The sequence below is a fragment of the Microbispora sp. H10885 genome, assembly GCF_014161415.1.
GTDB lineage: Bacteria > Actinomycetota > Actinomycetes > Streptosporangiales > Streptosporangiaceae > Microbispora > Microbispora triticiradicis.
The window spans coordinates 838,109-856,042 of the sequence record NZ_JABBWY010000001.1; the positions used below are offsets into that span (position 1 = coordinate 838,109).

19 protein-coding genes are annotated in these 17,934 nt (G+C 72.6%); 14 read left to right on the plus strand and 5 right to left on the minus strand.

Going from position 1 to position 17,934, the window contains the following annotated elements:
* Positions 1 to 11: 11 nt before the first annotated feature.
* The 5 genes from HHX37_RS03700 to HHX37_RS03720 all read left to right on the plus strand — a co-directional run bounded on the left by HHX37_RS03700 (position 12) and on the right by HHX37_RS03720 (position 3,659).
* Entirely contained in the window at positions 12 to 839 is an 828-nt protein-coding gene (locus HHX37_RS03700) for a phosphatase (RefSeq protein WP_182884486.1), read from the plus strand.
* Between the two features lie 310 nt (positions 840 to 1,149).
* Complete coding sequence (locus HHX37_RS03705; protein ID WP_030456159.1) at positions 1,150 to 1,353, plus strand: helix-turn-helix domain-containing protein; 204 nt, start codon at positions 1,150 to 1,152, stop codon at positions 1,351 to 1,353.
* 157 nt (positions 1,354 to 1,510) lie between these two features.
* Positions 1,511 to 1,609 (plus strand): 30S ribosomal protein bS22, encoded by a 99-nt coding sequence (locus HHX37_RS03710; RefSeq protein ID WP_018654693.1) that lies wholly within the window; start codon positions 1,511 to 1,513, stop codon positions 1,607 to 1,609.
* 78 nt (positions 1,610 to 1,687) lie between these two features.
* Positions 1,688 to 2,752: an NAD-dependent epimerase/dehydratase family protein gene (locus HHX37_RS03715; protein WP_182872901.1), complete on the plus strand. Its 1,065-nt coding sequence runs from the start codon at positions 1,688 to 1,690 to the stop codon at positions 2,750 to 2,752.
* 4 nt (positions 2,753 to 2,756) lie between these two features.
* Positions 2,757 to 3,659 (plus strand): lysophospholipid acyltransferase family protein, encoded by a 903-nt coding sequence (locus HHX37_RS03720; RefSeq protein ID WP_182884487.1) that lies wholly within the window; start codon positions 2,757 to 2,759, stop codon positions 3,657 to 3,659.
* A 27-nt stretch (positions 3,660 to 3,686) separates the two neighbouring features.
* Here the strand turns inward: HHX37_RS03720 and HHX37_RS03725 are convergent, their stop codons facing one another.
* The 3 genes from HHX37_RS03725 to HHX37_RS03735 form a co-directional block, all read right to left on the minus strand.
* Positions 3,687 to 4,556: an HAD family hydrolase gene (locus tag HHX37_RS03725; protein ID WP_117409149.1), complete on the minus strand. Its 870-nt coding sequence runs from the start codon at positions 4,554 to 4,556 to the stop codon at positions 3,687 to 3,689.
* A 55-nt stretch (positions 4,557 to 4,611) separates the two neighbouring features.
* Positions 4,612 to 5,337, minus strand: coding sequence for a DUF5667 domain-containing protein (locus HHX37_RS03730; RefSeq protein WP_182884488.1), 726 nt, complete (start codon positions 5,335 to 5,337; stop codon positions 4,612 to 4,614).
* 97 nt (positions 5,338 to 5,434) lie between these two features.
* The gene (locus HHX37_RS03735; protein ID WP_182872898.1) at positions 5,435 to 6,133 is read right to left on the minus strand and encodes a sigma-70 family RNA polymerase sigma factor; all 699 of its coding nucleotides are present in this window, start codon (positions 6,131 to 6,133) and stop codon (positions 5,435 to 5,437) included.
* A 271-nt stretch (positions 6,134 to 6,404) separates the two neighbouring features.
* On the opposite strand from HHX37_RS03735, the gene HHX37_RS03740 reads away from it, so the two are divergent.
* The gene (locus HHX37_RS03740; protein WP_182884489.1) at positions 6,405 to 8,069 is read left to right on the plus strand and encodes a putative quinol monooxygenase; all 1,665 of its coding nucleotides are present in this window, start codon (positions 6,405 to 6,407) and stop codon (positions 8,067 to 8,069) included.
* Between the two features lie 15 nt (positions 8,070 to 8,084).
* On the opposite strand, the gene HHX37_RS03745 is transcribed toward HHX37_RS03740, so the two are convergent.
* Positions 8,085 to 8,333, minus strand: coding sequence for a glutaredoxin family protein (locus tag HHX37_RS03745; protein ID WP_111699600.1), 249 nt, complete (start codon positions 8,331 to 8,333; stop codon positions 8,085 to 8,087).
* Positions 8,334 to 8,549: 216 nt separating this feature from the next.
* On the opposite strand from HHX37_RS03745, the gene HHX37_RS03750 reads away from it, so the two are divergent.
* From HHX37_RS03750 to hemL, 7 genes are all read left to right on the plus strand, one after another.
* Positions 8,550 to 9,248, plus strand: a complete 699-nt coding sequence (locus HHX37_RS03750) for a redox-sensing transcriptional repressor Rex (protein WP_111699599.1) — start codon at positions 8,550 to 8,552, stop codon at positions 9,246 to 9,248.
* Positions 9,249 to 9,273: 25 nt separating this feature from the next.
* The gene (locus HHX37_RS03755) at positions 9,274 to 10,653 is read left to right on the plus strand and encodes a glutamyl-tRNA reductase (RefSeq protein WP_182883194.1); all 1,380 of its coding nucleotides are present in this window, start codon (positions 9,274 to 9,276) and stop codon (positions 10,651 to 10,653) included.
* On the plus strand, positions 10,650 to 11,561 hold the full coding sequence (gene hemC, locus HHX37_RS03760; RefSeq protein ID WP_111699597.1) for a hydroxymethylbilane synthase: 912 nt from the start codon (positions 10,650 to 10,652) through the stop codon (positions 11,559 to 11,561). Before HHX37_RS03755 ends, hemC begins: the two co-directional genes overlap by 4 nt.
* Positions 11,558 to 13,147, plus strand: coding sequence for a uroporphyrinogen-III synthase (locus tag HHX37_RS03765; protein ID WP_182872894.1), 1,590 nt, complete (start codon positions 11,558 to 11,560; stop codon positions 13,145 to 13,147). Before hemC ends, HHX37_RS03765 begins: the two co-directional genes overlap by 4 nt.
* Before the next feature lie 121 nt (positions 13,148 to 13,268).
* Positions 13,269 to 14,255, plus strand: a complete 987-nt coding sequence (hemB, locus tag HHX37_RS03770; protein ID WP_182884490.1) for a porphobilinogen synthase — start codon at positions 13,269 to 13,271, stop codon at positions 14,253 to 14,255.
* 204 nt (positions 14,256 to 14,459) lie between these two features.
* Entirely contained in the window at positions 14,460 to 15,104 is a 645-nt protein-coding gene (locus HHX37_RS03775) for a bifunctional DNA primase/polymerase (RefSeq protein WP_111699594.1), read from the plus strand.
* Positions 15,105 to 15,175: 71 nt separating this feature from the next.
* A complete protein-coding gene (hemL, locus tag HHX37_RS03780) occupies positions 15,176 to 16,471 on the plus strand; it encodes a glutamate-1-semialdehyde 2,1-aminomutase (protein ID WP_182884491.1) in 1,296 nt (431 codons plus the stop codon).
* Positions 16,472 to 16,571: 100 nt separating this feature from the next.
* Here the strand turns inward: hemL and HHX37_RS03785 are convergent, their stop codons facing one another.
* Complete coding sequence (locus tag HHX37_RS03785; protein WP_182872891.1) at positions 16,572 to 16,988, minus strand: ester cyclase; 417 nt, start codon at positions 16,986 to 16,988, stop codon at positions 16,572 to 16,574.
* Positions 16,989 to 17,058: 70 nt separating this feature from the next.
* Here HHX37_RS03785 and HHX37_RS03790 point away from each other — a divergent pair, with 70 nt between their 5' ends.
* The gene (locus HHX37_RS03790) at positions 17,059 to 17,928 is read left to right on the plus strand and encodes a LysR family transcriptional regulator (protein WP_182884492.1); all 870 of its coding nucleotides are present in this window, start codon (positions 17,059 to 17,061) and stop codon (positions 17,926 to 17,928) included.
* The last annotated feature ends 6 nt before the right edge of the window (positions 17,929 to 17,934 follow it).

Sequence of the window (17,934 nt, forward strand, 5' to 3'; positions counted from 1 at the left end):
CTGTAGCAGTCGTGACCCGACCGTCCTCCCCGCCGTCCTCCCGACCCTCCTCCCCGCCGTCCCCGGCCTCGCCCTCCCGGGCCGAACTGCGCGAGCACCTCGTACGGACCGCCATCGCCGGCGACGTCGCCACCAGCCGGGAGAACAACCTCGATCACTACCGGTCGCTCGCGCTGCGCGACCCGCACTACCTCTTCGGGCTCACCTTCGAGGGCGAGTGGTCCTACCACGACGTGCTGCGGCTGATGGCCGACCGGGCCGGGGTGGCGGCCGACCCCGGCCACCGCGAGGGCCAGGACACCATCGACCCCGATCGGACCATCGACGCGGTGGAGGAGATGGGGGACCGGGTCGCCAAGGTCCTGCGGCGTGGCTCGGCCCGGATCGTCGTGGCCACCGGCCACCCCACCGGCCTGCTCACCGTCCACCTCGCCCTGGCCAGGTTCGCGGCCGGGAACGGGGCGACCCTGCTGTCCCCCGCGGAGGGGTGGGCGTACGTCGGCGGACTCGGCCGCCGCAGGCGGATCCGCTACCTCGACGGCGTGGCGATGCTGGAGGACCGCGGCACGTTCGTGCACACCCACGACCCGCACCCGATGCGGGCGATCCTGGCCGAGGAGCGCCCCGACCTGGTGATCGCCGATCACGGCTGGGCGGGGGCGGCGGGCGAGGCCGGGGTCGAGACGGTGGGCTTCGCCGACAGCAACGACCCCGCGCTGTTCGTGGGAGAGGCGGAGGGCAAGATCGCCGTCAGTGTCCCGCTCGACGACAACGTGCTTCCCCGGCACTACGCCCCGTTGACCTCGTATCTGATCGCGCGCATCGCCCGTAGCCTCTGACACCCTTACGGACCTCCCAAATCGGGCATTTCGCGCCCGCTTTTGCACCGGTGTGTCGGGCGGTTGCCAACTTTTTTCTGATCCTGGGCGACTCTTATGTGAGAGAAGTTGGTCCGTTCCAAGATTGAGGCGAGGGGCACGGCCCTGCTGCTGCCAGCGACTTTCCCGATTTTGACGGCACACGGCTCCGCTGATGATGGAATGGGGGGTTTGCCTACTCGGAGTCCGGACTTACGCTGACGGCAGTACACGTGCGTGAGCGATGGCACCAGTGGGGATAACCCGGAAACACGTGCGGAAGAGGCGTCCGATGGGTGCAGGCGAAAGACCTCTCAGCGAGGTGAAGTTCTTGACGGTGGCCGAGGTGGCGACCGTCATGCGGGTGTCCAAGATGACGGTGTACCGGCTCGTGCACTCGGGCGAGTTACCGGCCATCCGTGTCGGCCGGTCCTTCAGAGTGCCCGAGCAGGCGGTGCACGACTACTTGCGGGACGCGTTCATCGAAGCGGGTTGAACGCCCTCGGACGACCACGCTTGACGGCGGCGTGGCCGGCCCCCGCCCGACGCGGGGTCCCCCGGGGGAGCGATCTACCGTGGATCGCCGGTAGTCTGTTGAGCCGGTGTGCGCTCGCGCGCCGGTTCGACTGTCACCACCTTCACCTGGGGGTCCCGTGGGCTCTGTGATCAAGAAGCGCCGCAAGCGCATGGCCAAGAAGAAGCACCGCAAGCTGCTGAAGAAGACCCGCATCCAGCGGCGTAACAAGAAGTAGCCGAGACGGAGCGCGCACCGGTCCCGAGGGACCGGGCGACCGTCGAACACGCACACGCACACCCCCGGCGAGGCGTCGATGACTCGTACCGTGCTGGTCACCGGTGTCCGCGGTCACATCGGCGCCCGTGTGGCGGCCGCGCTCGCGGGCGATCCGGAGATCGACCGCGTCATCGGCGTGGACACCGAGCCGCCGCCACCCCCTCGTGGGCGGGACGGCGGGCAGGACGGCCCGGTGCTCGGCCGCGCCGAGTTCGTCCGTGTCGCGCTGCGCGGCCCGGACCTGGCTCGGGTCATCCGGGACGCCGACGTCGACACGGTCGTGCACCTCAGCCTGGTCAGCGGCAGCGGCCGCGGAGACCGCCGGGCGGGCGGGACGGGCGGTGGCCGGCCGGCCATGAAGGAGCACAACGTCATCGGCACGATGCAGTTGCTCGCGGCCTGCCAGCGCTCCGCCACGGTGCGCCGCGTGGTCGTGCGCTCCACCACGGCCGTGTACGGCTCCTCGCCGCACGCTCCGGCCGTGTTCACGGAGGACACCGAGCCCGTCGAGGTGGCGCACCACGGGTACGCCAGGGACGCCACGGAGGTGGAGACGTACGTCCGGGGCTTCGCCCGGCGGCGGCCCGACGTGACGACGACCACGCTGCGGTTCGCCAACCTCATGGGGCCCGGCGTCGACTCGCCGCTCACGCGCTACTTCTCGCAGCCCGTGCTGCCCACCGTGCTCGGCTTCGATCCGCGGCTGCAGTTCGTCCACGAGGACGACGCCGTCGAGGCGCTGTGCCGTACGGCCGGGACGGACCACCCCGGCGTGTTCAACGTGGCGGGCGACGGCGTCCTGCTGCTGTCGCAGTGCGCGCGGCGCACGGGCCGGCCGGTGGTCCCGCTGCCGTCCCCGGCCTTCCGCCTGGTCGGCGGGCTGGCCAGGGGCGCCCGGCTGGTCGACTTCTCGCCCGAGCAGCTCACGCTGATGAGCCACGGCCGCGCGGTGGACACCGCCAGGCTCACCGCCGAGCTCGGCTGGCGCCCGAAGTACGGCACGGCGGCGGCGTTCGACGACTTCCTGCGGTCCCGGGGCGGCCCCGGTCACCTGCCGCTCGCCGCGGTCGACTGGCTGGCCGGCCTCGTGACGAAGCGGTGACCCGATGAACGACTTCCAGGACCGGCGCGCGGCCGGGAACGGCCGTCCGGCCGGCCCCGGGAGCGGCGACGACTCCGGCGAGCGGCTCGCGGAGCTGTTCGCCTTTCTGCGCCGCAGGATCACCGGCGACTACGAGGTCGACGAGTTCGGCTTCGATCCCGAGCTGAACGACCGGGTGCTGCTGGAGGCGCTGCGCCCGTTGTACCGGCACTGGTTCAGGACCGAGACCCTCGGCCTGGAGAACGTGCCGGCCGACGCCGGGGCCCTGATCGTGGCCAACCACTCCGGCACGCTGCCGGTGGACGCGCTGATGCTCCAGGTCGCGGTGAACGACGAGTTGGGCCGGCCGCTGCGCCTCCTCGGCGCCCACCTGGTCTACCAGCTCCCCGTGCTCGGGCATCTCGCCCGCAAGTCGGGGCACACGCTCGCCTGCCCCGAGGACGCCGACCGCCTGCTGCGCAAGGGCGAGGTCGTCGGCGTCTTCCCCGAGGGCTTCAAGGGCATCGGCAAGCCGTTCTCCGAGCGCTACCGGCTGCAGAGGTTCGGCCGGGGCGGGTTCGTCGCCTCGGCGATCAGGGCCGGTGTGCCGATCGTCCCGTGCGCGATCGTCGGCGCGGAGGAGATCTATCCCAAGATCGGGGACGTCCCCTCGCTCGCGCGCCTGCTCGGCCTGCCGTACCTCCCGATCACGCCGCTGTTCCCCTGGCTCGGGCCGCTCGGCCTGGTCCCGCTGCCGTCGAAGTGGCTCATCGAGTTCGGCGAGCCGGTCCGCACCGACTCCTACGACCCGGAGGAGGCCGACGACCCCGCGGTGGTCTTCGACCTCACCGACCACGTCCGGGAGACCATGCAGCGGCGGCTCGACGCCCTGCGGCTGCGCCGGGGGGCCGCGTTCCCCCCGATCTGACGGCCGGTCTCGCGGTTCCGGTCCGCGTCAGAGGCTGGAGCGGTAGTGGCGGCGCAGCGCGATGCCGGCGGCGACGCCGCCCGCTATGGCCCCCGCCGTCGCCGCGATCGGCAGCCCGATCATGGTCGCCTTCCGGCCGGTCCGGAAGTCGCGGGTCTCCCAGCCGTTGTCCCTGGCGTGCTCGCGTAGCTCGCTGTCGGGGTTGATGGCGTACGGGTGGCCCACGAGCGAGAGCATCGGCAGGTCGTTGGACGAGTCGCTGTAGGCCGAGCACCGGGCGAGGTCGAGACCCTCGCGCCGGGCCAGCGCCCGTACGGCCTCGGCCTTGGCCGGGCCGTGCAGCAGGTCGCCGACCAGCCGCCCGGTGTAGGCGCCGTCGGCGGTCTCGGCGACCGTGCCGAGCGCGCCGGTGAGCCCGAGCCGCTGCGCGATGACCCGGGCCAGCTCCACCGGGGTCGCGGTGACCAGCCACACCCGCTGCCCGGCGTCGAGGTGCGCCTGGGCCAGCGCGCGGGTGCCCGCCCACACGCGGTCGGCCATCACGTCGTCGTAGATCTCCTCGCCCAGCCGGACGACCTCGTCCACCTTGAGCCCCGCGACGAAGGCGAGGGCCATCTCCTTGGCCCTGGCGATGTGCTCGGGGTTCTCGTTGCCCCGGACGCGAAACCACGCCTGCCCGACCGCGAACTTCGCCAGGTCGCGGGTGGTGAACAGGCCCCGCGAGGCGAGCCCGCGCGCGAAGTGGTAGATGGAGGCGCCGCGCATCATGGTGTTGTCGACGTCGAAGAACGCCGCCGCGGTCAGATCGGGCACGACCTCGGGGGCGGACACCGCCGCGGCGGCGGCCACCTCACCGGCGATCTCCGCCGCTTCCCTCCGTCGCAATAGCCGCCTCATGGCTCATCAGCTTAACCGGCGGACACCGTCCCCAACGTGAGCGGGACATGACGTGTCAGCGTCCGGAAGCCGTGAAAGTGTCGATGTAACGCAGGTACTGCGTGGCCTTGTCGCGATTCTCCCCGTCGAGTTTCGGCAGCAGCGGCTCCACCACCTTGCGCTGCTGACGCGCGAACCGCCGCGCCTCGCCGTCGGCATGGCCACGCAGCGCCACGCGGGTCAGCGCGGCCCTGGTCTTCGTCTCCATGTCGTCGAGCGTCTGGGCGATCAGCCGGCGGCGGTCGGGGGCGGCCTCGCCGATCAGCGACGCGGTCTCGGCCGCACGCAGCCGGGCCGCGGCCATCTCCCGCTCCGCCCGGTCCTTCTCGTCGTAAGCCAGGACGAGCACCGTCGACTCGGCCACCCGCTTCAGCGGGTACAGCACCTCGCCGGGCACCGCGTGGTACGTGCGCACGCCGGTGGCGAACATCCCGCTCAGCGCGACGCCGAAGACGAGGACGGGGCGCAGCCGGACGAGCAGGGACCGGCGGGGACGGGGCCGCCGGCTCCCGGCGTGGGAGGCGGGGGCGGCGGGGGGCGCCGCGTGCCTGCCCGCGGTGCGTTCGTCGGCGTGGGCACGCATGAGATCGGCCCGCAGCCGCTCGCGGAAGTCGGGGCTCGGGCCGCCGTTCACCAGGGACCGCAGGGCCGTCACGCGCGCGGCGACCCGCCGGGTGCGGGCCGAGGTCCGGCCGCCCTTCCGGCGCGAGGGTCGCCACCAGCCCATCACGGTTCCCGCCATCCCCCGCTCGACGTCGGCGACTGTCCTTTCCCGGCCGGATCGACCGTGCTGCGAAGATCCGACCTGCGACATGCCCAACGACAGGGTGTGGGAATGGTTACGGGCTGTCAGCGAGATCGTCCGGGAGTGCCCGGGCGAGTGCCCTTATCGCCCGGAACTGGAGGGCCTTGATCGCTCCGGCCTTCTTGCCCATGATCTTCGCGGTCTCCGCGAGCGACATGCCCTCCACGAACCGCAGGATCACGCATTCCTGCTGCTCGGGGCCGAGTTGCTTGAGCGCCTGCATGAGGCGCTCGTTCACCATGTTCGCGACGACCGCGTTCTCGGGGATGTGCGGGCCGTCCAGAGGTGTGTCGAGAATCACCGCGGTGGTGACCTCAAGCCGGTTGCGTCCCGACTTGTAGTGATCGGTGATCAGGTTGCGGGCGATGGTGACGAGCCAGGCGCCGAAGTCGCGGCCCTGCCAGGTGAAGTCGGCGATGCCCCGCAGCGCGCGCAGGAACGTGTCGCTCGTCAGGTCCTCGGCCAGCGCGTGGCTGCCCACCCGGAAGTAGACGTACCGGTAGACCAGGTCGAGGTAATGGTCGTAGAGGAGGCCGAACGCCTCGCTGTCGCCGGTCTTGGCGCGCAGCACGAGGCTTCGCATCTCGTCGTTCTCGCGGTCGTGTTCGTGGCTGTACTCGCGGCCGTGTTGTCGGCCACGGCCGCGCTCGGTGAGATCCGCGGAGCGCGCGGGCTGCGCGGATACGGCGGTGGCCGGAGGCGACAGCCCGGCCAACGGCCACAGGTTCGGCATCCGTTATCCCATGGGGGAAGGGGAGTCGGCGTGCGGCAACACTCTAGAAATCAACGGGAGATAACACAATCCGTTCGAGTGGAAGAACTCGCTGCCGGAGAACGGGCGCCACCGTGAAACACGGCGTCGGCGGTGCTCGGGCGCTGATCGGGGGACGGAACGGACGGGCCTCAGCCGGATGCGGAGGCCCGTCGGCGGCGCCGGATCCCGCACCCGTACAGGGTGACCGGCTACCCGTGCGAAGGCGTTGTCAGGCAGCATGGGTGCCACCATGGAAGTCCTCGTCGCTCTCCTCGCGTTCGCCGGCGCCCTGCTCGCCGGCATCACCACCGGCGTCCTCGTCGGGCGTCTCCGTGACGAGCCGGCCGGATGGCTGATCGCGTGGAGCATCGCCACGGGCGCGCTCGCGGTGTCGCTCGGTGCCGTCGCCGTCGGCCACCTCACCGGCTTCGGGTCCGTGACGTTCCGGGCGTACCAGATCACCGGGTCGCTGCTGGCCCCGCTGTGGCTGGCCGTGGGCGTGCTCCAGCTTCTCTCGGAGAAGGCGGCGGCCCGCTTCGCCGGGTGGCTGCTCGGCGCCGCTCTCACGGTCGTGGGCACGGTCATCATGGTGCTGGACCCCATCGTCGCCTCGGGGTTCGGCAAGACGCTGCCCGACGGCCCCGCCCACTGGGACCTGTGGCCCGAGTGGCTGCTGCGGGGCGTCCACGGCCTGGTGGTGTTCCTGCTCCTCCTCGCCCTCGGCATCGCGCTGATGAGCTGGCGCGACGGCGACGACTACGACGCCGACAACATGAACGCGACCGTGGTGCTCGCCCCCGCGGGCATGGCCCTCGCGGGCGCGCTGGAGTTCGGGCTTCCGGGGCTGCTGGTCGTCGCGCTGATGGCCGCCGCCGCCGGCGGCGTCTGGTACGCCGTGGCGCGTCCGCTCGCGCCGTACGACGACGAGGACGAGGACGAGGACGCGCCCGAGGAGGAGTGGCAGGACCGGCGCGGCGGGCGGGCCGACACCGCCCTGCGCGCCGAGAGCCGGGGGCCCTCCGAGACCAGGGTGCCCTCCGCCCCCTCGGGTCCGGCCGTCGCGGCGGGAGGCCCGGGAGGCCCTGGAGGTCCGGGAGCCAGGGGCGCGGCGGCGGGGGCGGTCCCGCCCGGCGCCGCGCCGCGCCGCTCGGGGCTGGGCGACCTGGTGGCCGAGTATCGCGCGGGCGAGCAGGGCGAGGTCGACTACGCGGCCCGCATGCGCCCCCCGGACGGCCGCCCGGAGATCCGCCCCGACGGGCGCCCGGAGGGACGGCCGCTCGCCGACGACTTCGGCGGGCCCGCGACCGGCCAGCTTCTGGCCGCCGACCAGTACGGCCAGCCGCGCCGGCCCGACTACGCCATGCCCGCCGGCCCGGCGGCCGGGCAGGACCGGGCGATGCCCGCGACGGGGGCGGTCTATCCGGGGGCGCCGGCGGGCGCCACCCCGGTGGGCGGGGCGGAGCTGCCCAGCCCGGCCGACCTCGCGGCGAGCTTCGGCGTGGGCTTCGGCAGGTCCCGGCAGGGCGTGAGCCCGGAGGGGGCGCAGCAGGCGGGCCGCCCGGCCCGGCAGGGGGGCTCGGTGAAGCCGTCCCCCGGCATCTACGGCCTGCTGACCGTGTTCACGCTGCTGGACGGTTCGGGCGAGGCGTTCGACAAGCTGGCGGAGGAGACGGTGGAGGCGGTGCAGCGCAACGAGCCCGACACGCTGCTGTTCGTCTGCCACGCGGTGAAGTCGGCCCCGCTCCAGCGCATCGTCTACGAGCTCTACCGCGACGAGGTGGGCTACGGCGAGCACCAGAGGCAGCCGCACATGGAGCGGTTCACCACCGAGCGGGTGAAGTACGTGCTGGCCGCCAACGTCATCGAACTCGCCGTCAACGCCGCCAAGGTCGTCCCGCTCCCCACCCGGATGTGATCCGGGGAGAGGGGCTCAGCGGGCGAGGGCGGCGCGGAGGCGGGCCTCGTCGACCCTCCAGTACGTGTGCTGGACGCCGTCGACCAGGACGACCGGGATCATCTCCCAGTATTCGGCCTGATCCTCCGGTGAGGCGGTGATGTCGCGTTCCTCCCACGGGACGCCGAGCTCGCCCGCCACCCGCTCGACGACCGCGCGGGCGTCGTCGCACAGATGGCAGCCGGGCTTGCCGAGCAGGGTGATCCGGTGATCCGCAGGAGCCATGCCGCCAGCGTAGTCACGCTTCCGGCGTCCTCACGATCCGCGTGCTCACGATCCCGGCGGACCCGGATCGGCGACCGGCGCACCCTCCTGGGACGCTGGTGAGCACGATCGACTTTGTGCATTGCTTCACAAAGGCACTAACCTGGATTCATTCCGTCGCATCCACCCTTGCGGCCGGGGGCGCACCGGCCGTCCGTCCCCCAGGAGTTCCGGCAAGTGATCCGCCGTATCCCGCAGGCACGCGATCGCGGTATCCCCGACGCCACCGTGGCGAGGCTGCCGCTCTATCTGCGTGCCCTGAACGGGATGGCCGAACGGGGCACGCCGACGGTGAGCTCGGAGGACCTGGCGGTCGCCGCGGGCGTCAACTCGGCCAAGCTCCGCAAGGACCTGTCTCACCTCGGGTCGTACGGAACCCGCGGTGTCGGCTACGACGTGCAGTACCTCATCTACCAGATCTCGCGTGAGCTTGGTCTCACCCAGGACTGGGCGGTGGCGATCGTGGGCGTCGGAAACCTCGGCCGGGCGCTGGCCAACTACGGCGGGTTCGCCTCCCGCGGGTTCCGCATCGCGGGCCTGCTCGACGCCGATCCGCACGTGGTCGGCGACCGCATCGCCGGTCTCGTCGTCGAGCACGCCGACGAGCTGGAGACGGTGATCAGGCAGCGCGGCGTGTCGATCGTCGTGATCGCCACCCCCGCCGCGCCGGCCCAGCAGGTCTGCGACCGTGTCATCGCGGCCGGCGTCACCAGTATTTTGAACTTCGCCCCCGTCGTCCTGGCTGTGCCTGACGGCGTAGATGTCCGTAAAGTCGATTTATCTATCGAACTGCAGATACTTGCGTTCCACGAGCAGCGCAAGGCTAATGGAGGACCCATCATGGCCGAGGAGTGGCCGGACGGGGTGGTCATGTGAGTGAGCCATCAGTGGGAGCGAGCTCATGAGTATCCTCGTCGTCGGCCTGAGCCACCGGACCACCCCGGTCGCCCTGCTCGAACGCGTGACGATCGGCGGGGACGCCCTCGTCAAGCTGCTGCACGACCTGCAGGCGGACGAGAACGTGTCCGAGGCGCTGGTCGTCTCCACCTGCAACCGCGTCGAGGTCTACGCCGCGGTCGACCGCTTCCACGGCGGCCTCGGCGCCGTGACGAACCTGCTCGCCGCGCACTCCGGCCTGCCGCACGAGCGGCTCGCGCCGCACCTGTACGTGCACTACGAGGACCGGGCGGTCCAGCACCTCTTCACGGTCGCCTGCGGGCTCGACTCCATGGTCGTCGGCGAGGGGCAGATCCTCGGCCAGATCAGGACCGCGCTCCGCCTGGCGCAGGAGGAGGGCACCGCCGGGACCACCCTCAACGAGCTGGCCCAGCACGCGCTGCGGGCCGGCAAGCGGGCGCACGCCGACACCGGCATCGACCGGGCCGGCGCCTCGCTCGTCGGGGTCGGCCTGACGCTCGCCGAGCGGGTCCTCGGGCCGATCGCCGGCAGGCGCGCCCTGGTGGTCGGCGCGGGCTCGATGAGCTCGCTGTCCGCCGCGACCCTCTCCCGCGCGGGCGTGACCGACATCGTCATCGCCAACCGCACCCGGGAGCGGGCCGAGCGGCTCGCCGAGACGGTCGGCGGGCGCGCCGCGGACCTGGCCGGCATCCCCGCCGAGCTGGCCGGGGCCGACCTCGTGATCTCCTGCGTCGGCGCCGGAACCCGCACGATCGACCCCGAGATGATCGGGGACCGCGACCGCCCGCTGTTCCTGCTCGACCTCGCACTGCCCCACGACGTGGACCCCGGCGTACGGGACCTGCCCGGCGTGACGCTCGTCGACCTGGAGTCGATGCAGCAGGACGGCGTGGGCGACGACGTCGCCGACGGCGGCCGGGCCGAGGCGATCCAGGAGGTCTGGCGCATCGTGACCGAGGAGGTCACCGCCTACCTGCACGCGGAGCGCGCCGCCCTGGTGACTCCCACGGTCGTGGCCCTGCGCAGCAAGGCCGCCGGAGTGGTGGAGGCCGAGATGGGCCGGTTGATGTCCCGCCTGCCCGGCCTCGACGGGCGGACCCGCGACGAGATCACCCAGACCGTACGGCGGGTCGTGGACAAACTGCTCCACGAGCCGACCGTACGGGTGAAGCGGCTGGCCGCCGCGCCGGGCGGCGACCAGTACGCCGAGGCGCTGCGCGAGCTGTTCGGCCTCGACCCGAACGCGCCCGACGCCGTGTCGTGCCTCGACCGCCTGGACGGCCTGGAGACCTTGGAAAACCTGGACAGCCTGAGGAGCCTGGACGGCATGCGGAGCCCGAAGAGCCCGGAGGTGGAGCGATGAGCACGCCTCTTCGTCTCGGCACCCGCAGGAGCCTGATGGCGACCACCCAGTCGGGGATCGTCGCCGAGCGGCTGACCGCCCTGACCGGCCGGGAGGTCGAGCTCGTCGGCGTCACGACGTTCGGCGACGTCTCCCGGGCCCACCTGACCCAGCTCGGCGGCACGGGCGTCTTCGTGAACGACCTGCGCGGCCGGCTGCTCGCCGGCGAGGTCGACTTCGCGGTGCACTCGCTCAAGGACCTGCCGACCAAGCAGGACGAGCGCATCGCGCTCGCGGCCATCCCCGAGCGGGACGACCCCCGCGACGCGCTCGTCGGCCCGGTGAGGCTGCGCGACCTGCCGCCCGGAGCCCGGGTCGGCACCGGGTCGCCGCGCCGGGTGGCCCAGCTGCGCCTGCTCCGGCCGGATCTCGACTACCTCCCCATCAGGGGAAACGCGGACACCCGCATCGGCAAGGTGACGTCGGGCGAGCTCGACGCCGTCGTGCTGGCCGCCGCCGGGCTGGCCAGGATCCGCCGGACCGGGGAGATCGCCCAGGTGTTCGAGGTCGGCGAGATGCTGCCCGCCCCCGGGCAGGGCGCCCTCGCCGTCGAGTGCCTGGCCGACCGTGACGATCTCGTCGAACTGCTGAGCGCCGTCGACGACCCGCTGACGCGGGCCGCCGTGGACGCCGAACGTTCGGTGCTCGCCGCCCTCGAGGCCGGTTGCGCGGCCCCGGTAGGTGCTTTCGCCTCCGGTGACGGGCACATTCTCAATCTGACCGCCACCGTCGTCGCCGTCGACGGCGCACGGTCGGTGCGCAAGTCCACCTCCGGACCTTCTCCGGCGGCAGTGGAGCTCGGCCGTGAACTCGCGGCAGCCATGATCGCCGAAGGGGCCGACACGTTGATGGGGGAGCAGGCCCATTGAGCCCCGCCGACCACACCACCCAGGCCCGATCCGGGTTCGTCGCCTTCGTGGGCGCCGGTCCCGGTGACGAGAACCTGCTCACGTTGCGCGGCGCCGACCTGCTGAGCAGGGCCGACGTCGCCGTCCTCGACCGCCGGGCGTACGGACCGCTGCTGCGCCACTGCCGCGAGGACGTCGAGGTCGTCGACATCTCCGCCGACGCGGCGGAGAACTCGGTGTCGCTGAAGACCATCCAGGCCGCCAAGGCGGGCCGCACCGTGGTGCGGCTGTGCTCGGGCGACCCGTCCTTCTTCTCCTCCGTCACCGACGAGGTGGCCGCCTGCGCCAAGGCGGACGTCGACTTCGAGATCGTGCCCGGCGTCCCGCCGGCCACGGCCGTGCTGACGTACGCCGGCATCCCGCCCGCGGCGTCGGCGCCGGAGTTCCGGATCGTGGACGCCGCGCAGGTGGACGACTGGGCGAGGCACGCCGACTGCGCGGGCACCCTCGTGATCTACAACGGCGTCGCGGACGCGGTCCCGATCAGCAAGGCGCTGATCGCGGGCGGCAAGCCCGACTCGACGCCGGTCGCGGTCACCAGCGACGGCACCACCACCGAGCAGTACACGGTGGTCTCCACGCTCGGGCGGCTCGGCCCCGACCTCAAGCACGCCGGGATGACCGAGCCCGCGCTGATCGTCGTCGGCGACGCGGTCGGCATGCGCGACCGCCTGTCGTGGTTCGAGACCAAGTCGCTGTTCGGCTGGCGGGTCCTGGTGCCGCGCACCAAGGAGCAGTCGAAGGGCCTGTCGGAACAGCTCCGCTCGTACGGCGCGGTGCCCGAGGAGGTGCCGACGATCTCCGTCGAGCCGCCCCGCACCCCGCAGCAGATGGACCGCGCCATCAAGGGCCTGGTCACCGGACGCTACGAGTGGGTCGCCTTCACCAGCGCCAACGCCGTCAAGGCCGTCCGCGAGAAGTTCGAGGAGTACGGCCTGGACGCCCGCGCGTTCGCCGGGCTCAAGGTCGCCGCGGTCGGCGAGGCCACGTCGCGGGCGCTGGTGGAGTTCGGCGTGAAGCCCGACCTCATGCCGACGGGCGAGCAGTCGTCCGAGGGCCTGCTGGCCGAGTGGCCGCCGTACGACTCGATGCTCGACCCGATCAACCGGGTGCTGCTGCCGCGGGCCGACATCGCGACCGAGACGCTGGTCGCGGGGCTGACCCAGCTCGGCTGGGAGTGCGACGACGTCACGGCCTACCGCACCGTGCGGGCCGCGCCGCCGCCCGCGCCGATCCGTGAGGCGATCAAGGGCGGCGGGTTCGACGCCGTGCTGTTCACGTCGTCCTCGACCGTACGGAACCTCGTCGGCATCGCCGGCAAGCCGCACAACGTCACGGTGATCGCGGTCATCGGGCCGCAGACGGCCAAGACGGCCGAGGAGTTCGGCCTGCGGGTCGACGTGATGGCCGACAGGCCGTCCGCCTCGGCCCTCGCCGCCGCGCTGGCGGACTACGGTGCGAAGATGCGCCACGCCGCGGTGTCGGCGGGCGAGGTGCCGCGCCGTCCCTCCCAGATGCGCCGGGGCGCGCGGCGCAGGGTGAAGTAGAACGCGTGAAGTAGAACGCGTGAAGTAGAACGCGTGAAGTAGCAGCGCGAGTGGATTCGATTCGCGCGCGGCCCGCGGGGGAGATCCCGCGGGCCGCGCGATCCAGAGCGGGGAGATCGTTGTGAACGCCCGATACCCGGTGGCGCGGCCCCGGCGGCTGCGCCGCACCGCCGCGATGCGGCGGATGGTCGCGGGGACGCGGCTGCACCCGGCCGAGCTCATCCTGCCCGTGTTCGTCAAGGAGGGCATCGCCGAGCCGCAGCCGGTGGGCTCCATGCCCGGGGTCGTCCAGCACACCCGCGAGTCGCTGCGCAAGGCCGCGCACGAGGCGGCCGAGGCCGGGGTGGGCGGGATCATCCTGTTCGGGATTCCGGCGCACAAGGACGCCCGGGGCTCGGGCGCCGACGACCCCGACGGGATCGTCCAGGCGGCCCTGCGAGACCTCGCCGCCGACCTGGGCGACGCGCTGGTCCTGATGACCGACACCTGCCTGGACGAGTACACCGACCATGGCCACTGCGGCCTGCTGACCGCCGACGGCGAGGTGGACAACGACGCGACGCTGGAGCGGTACGCGTCGGCGGCGGTCGCCCAGGCGGCTGCCGGGAGCCAGATGATCGCGCCGAGCGGCATGATGGACGGCCAGGTGGGGGCCATCCGCGCCGCCCTCGACGCGGCCGGGTTCGCCGAGATCCCGATCCTGGCCTACGCGGCCAAGTACGCCTCCGGCTTCTACGGGCCGTTCCGCGACGCCGCCGAGTGCGCGCCGCAGTTCGGCGACCGCAGCGCCTACCAGCAGGACCCGGCCGGCCCGGTCGGCGAGGCGCTGCGCGAGGTGCGTCTCGACCTGGCCGAGGGCGCGGACGCCGTCATGGTCAAGCCCGCGCTGGCGTACCTGGACATCCTGCGGCAGGTGCGCGACCTGGTCGAGGTGCCCGTCGCGGCCTACCAGGTCAGCGGCGAGTACGCGATGGTCGAGGCCGCGGCGGCCAACGGCTGGATCGACCGGGAGCGGGTGATCATGGAGTCGCTGGTCGCGATCCGCCGCGCCGGTGCCGACATGATCCTCACGTACTGGGCCACGGAGGTCGCCCGGGCACTATCCTGACCTCTCATCAGGGCCCTGCAAGGCGAGGGAAATCAGCAGGTACGTACCATCGTGCCTATCGCAGGGCGGCGGCGGCGACGGAATGTCCGGCGCACGCCGCCGGTTTCGGGCGTGGCCGGGGCAGCGTGGCGAGGCGCCGCCGGGGCCGCGCGGCAGGGCGTGTCTCGTCGGAGACCGCTTAGGTCGCTTGTGGGGAGGAGCGCCATGGTCGGAGTACCGCTGGCCCGTCGTGCGAAACGGCGCGCGCATCACGCGCCACCGAAGATGACGTCGGTGCTCGAGTACGCCCAGCTGGGCTGGGCGAGCTGTATGGGAGCCCATCCGCTGGCCGAGGGGGGCAGGGCGTGCTCCTGTGACCGGGTGGGCTGTCCCGACCCCGGCATGCACCCGCTGTCGCCCGCCTGGCAGATGCAGGCCACGACGGACACCGCGCTGCTGACGCGGTGGTGGAAGCAGGATCCGGACGCGAACGTGATCCTGCCCACCGGCAGGGTGTTCGACGTCTTCGACGTGACGGCCGAGGCGGGCCGCCCCACGCTGGCGGCCATGGACGCCGCGGGCTTCGACACCGGCCCGGTCGCCGAGAACGGCGACCGGGTGCTTTTTTTCGTGGCCACGCGCGGCGCCCCCGAGGACGAGGACGAGTGGTGGTCCTGCCACCTCGACGCGGGCCCGGAGACCATCGACAGCACGCCAGGGCTGCGCTGGCACTGCCGGGAGAGTTACGTGCTCGCGCCGCCGTCCACCACGCCGTCCGGCGGGACCGTGAGCTGGATCAGGCCTCCCGACGGGCGTCCCCTGCCCGACCCGCTGCGCGTCCTCGACCTGCTCGCCGACTTCTGCGAGTAGTCTCCGCGAGTGGTTCTCGCGAGCGGTTCCCGGTACGACCACCGCGCCGGCCGGCCCGTAACCTGGAGGGCGTGACTCGTACGCAGACCTCCGAGGACCTGTTCGACCGCGCCCGCCGGATCGTCCCCGGCGGGGTGAACTCGCCGGTGCGCGCCTTCGGCGCCGTGGGCGGCACGCCCCGCTTCATGGCCTCCGGTGAGGGGCCGTACATCACCGACGTGGACGGCAACCGCTACGTCGACCTGGTGTGCTCCTGGGGCCCGATGATCCTGGGTCACCGGCACCCGGCGGTCGTGGAGGCGCTGGAGGAGGCCGTCGCCCGCGGCTTCTCCTTCGGCACGGCGACCGAGGGGGAGGTCCTGCTCGCCGAGGAGATCGTCGCCCGCGTGGCGCCGGTCGAGAAGGTCCGCCTGGTCAGCTCGGGCACCGAGGCCACCATGTCCGCCGTACGGCTCGCCCGCGGCTTCACCGGCCGGGCGAAGGTCGTGAAGTTCGCCGGCTGCTACCACGGCCACGTCGACGCGCTGCTGGCGTCCGCCGGCTCGGGCGTCGTCACCTTCGGCCTGCCGGACACCCCGGGCGTCACCGGCGCCTCGGCGGCCGACACGATCGTCCTGCCGTACAACTCGGTCGAGGCGGTCGAGGAGGCCTTCCGCACGTTCGAGATCGCCTGCGTGATCACCGAGGCGTGCCCGGCGAACATGGGCGTCGTGCCGCCCGCCGACGGCTTCAACGCGCGCCTGCGTGAGCTGTGCACCGAGCACGGCGCGCTGCTGATCGTCGACGAGGTGCTCACCGGCTTCCGCGTCTCCGCCTCCGGCTGGTACGGCGTCGACCCCGTCGAGGCCGACCTCATGACGTTCGGCAAGGTGATGGGCGGCGGGCTGCCCGCCGCGGCGTTCGGCGGCCGGGCGGAGGTCATGGCCGCGCTCGCCCCCGAGGGCCCCGTCTACCAGGCCGGGACGCTGTCGGGCAACCCGCTCGCCTGCGCGGCCGGGCTGGCCACGCTGCGCGCCTGCGACGACGACGCGTACGACCGCATCGACGCCTCCGCCCTGGTCATCGGGCGGGCCGCCTCCGACGCGCTGGCCGCCGCCGGGGTGCCGCACCGCCTCCAGCGCGCGGGCAACCTCTTCTCGATCTTCTTCACCGACACCCCGGTCACCGACTTCGAATCGGCCCGCACCCAGAACACCGACGCGTACCGGGCGTTCTTCCACAGCATGCTGGACCAGGGCGTCTACCTGCCGCCGTCGGCGTACGAGGCGTGGTTCCTGTCGGCCGCCCACGACGACGAGGCGCTCACCCGGATCGCCGAGGCCCTGCCCCTGGCCGCGAAGGCCGCCGCCCAGGCCGCCGGCGCCTGAGACGGCCGGCTGCCGCCCTTGCCGGTCATGTACGCGAGAGCCGGCGGCAGTACGCGTATCCGATGCCCCGGGCCGCCCCGGTCACCACCGCCGTCCTCCGTCAAGCGCCACGGGTGAACTCCAGCCCGATCTGCTGCGCGATCCCGAAGTAGTCCTCCAGGTGCCACGTCCGCACGATCCGGCCTCCGGCCATCTGGTGGAAGTCCGACGCCCGGAGCTCGACCTCGCGGCCCGTGCCCTCGACGCCGAGCAGCTCCCCGGTGTGCACGCCGCGGCCGACCGAGCGCACGGCCACCATGTCACCGGACTCGACGAGGTGCTCGATCGTGACGGTCAGGCCGGAGAACACCCCTCGTAGGTGATCGATGCTCCTCTTCCATCCGTCGGGGCCGGTCGCGCTTCGCAGGGCCGGGACGGCCTCCCAGTCAGGGGCGAGGGCCTCGTCGACCAGCGCCGTGTCACCGGTGGCCAGGGCCTCGTAGAAGCGCCGGGCCGCGATCTCGTTCTCGGTAGCCATGAGTCCACGCTAGGGACGCGCGTCACGGCTGATCAAAGGCCTGTTCCGCAACACGTCATACGCTTCCGGTATGACGGATCTCGACCTACGGCTGCTGCGCTACTTCACCGTCGTCGCGGCGCACCTGCACTACGGCCGTGCAGCGGACGAGTTGCGCGTCGCGCAGCCGTCGCTGAGCCGGCAGATCAGCCGTCTTGAGGCCGAGGTGGGCGCGCGGCTTCTCGACCGCACGCGGCAGGGCACCCGGCTCACCGAGGCGGGAGAGGCCTTCCTCCCGCACGCGCGCGCGTTGCTGCGCGCGTCGCAGCAGGCCGTGGCCGTCGCCCGGGCCGCCGCGCAGCCCACGCGGATCACCATCGGCTACACCGCGGGCCTCATCGTCACGCCGGCGGTGCGGGACCTGCGGCACAGGCATCCCGACGCCGACGTACGCACGCTGCACCTGGAGTGGAACGAGCCGCGTGAGGCGCTGCTCGACCGGCGGGTCGACGCGGTGGTCACCCGGCTGCCGCTGCGAACCGGCGGCCTGCGCGTGACGATCCTCTACGACGAGCCGAAGATGCTGCTCGTGCCGATCGGGCACCGGCTGGCCGGCAAGGAGTCCGTCACTCTCGACGACATCGAGGGCGAGCCGATCCCCCGCTTCCCGGATCCCGAGTTCGACGCGTACTGGCGCGTCGACCCGCGACCCGGAGGCCGTCCCGCGCCCGACGGGCCCCTTGTCGAGACCATCGAGGACAAGCTCGAACACATCGCCGCGGGGCAGGCCGTGGCCATCGTCCCGGCCGCCCTGTACGCGGCCGGCATCCGCCCCGACCTCACCACGATCCCGCTGCACGGCGTCGAACCGGGTCACGTCGTCGTGGCGACCCGGGCCGCGGACCGCGGCCGGCTGGTCGCCGCGTTCCACACGTCGGCCCGCGACCACCTCCGCGGCTAACCCCAG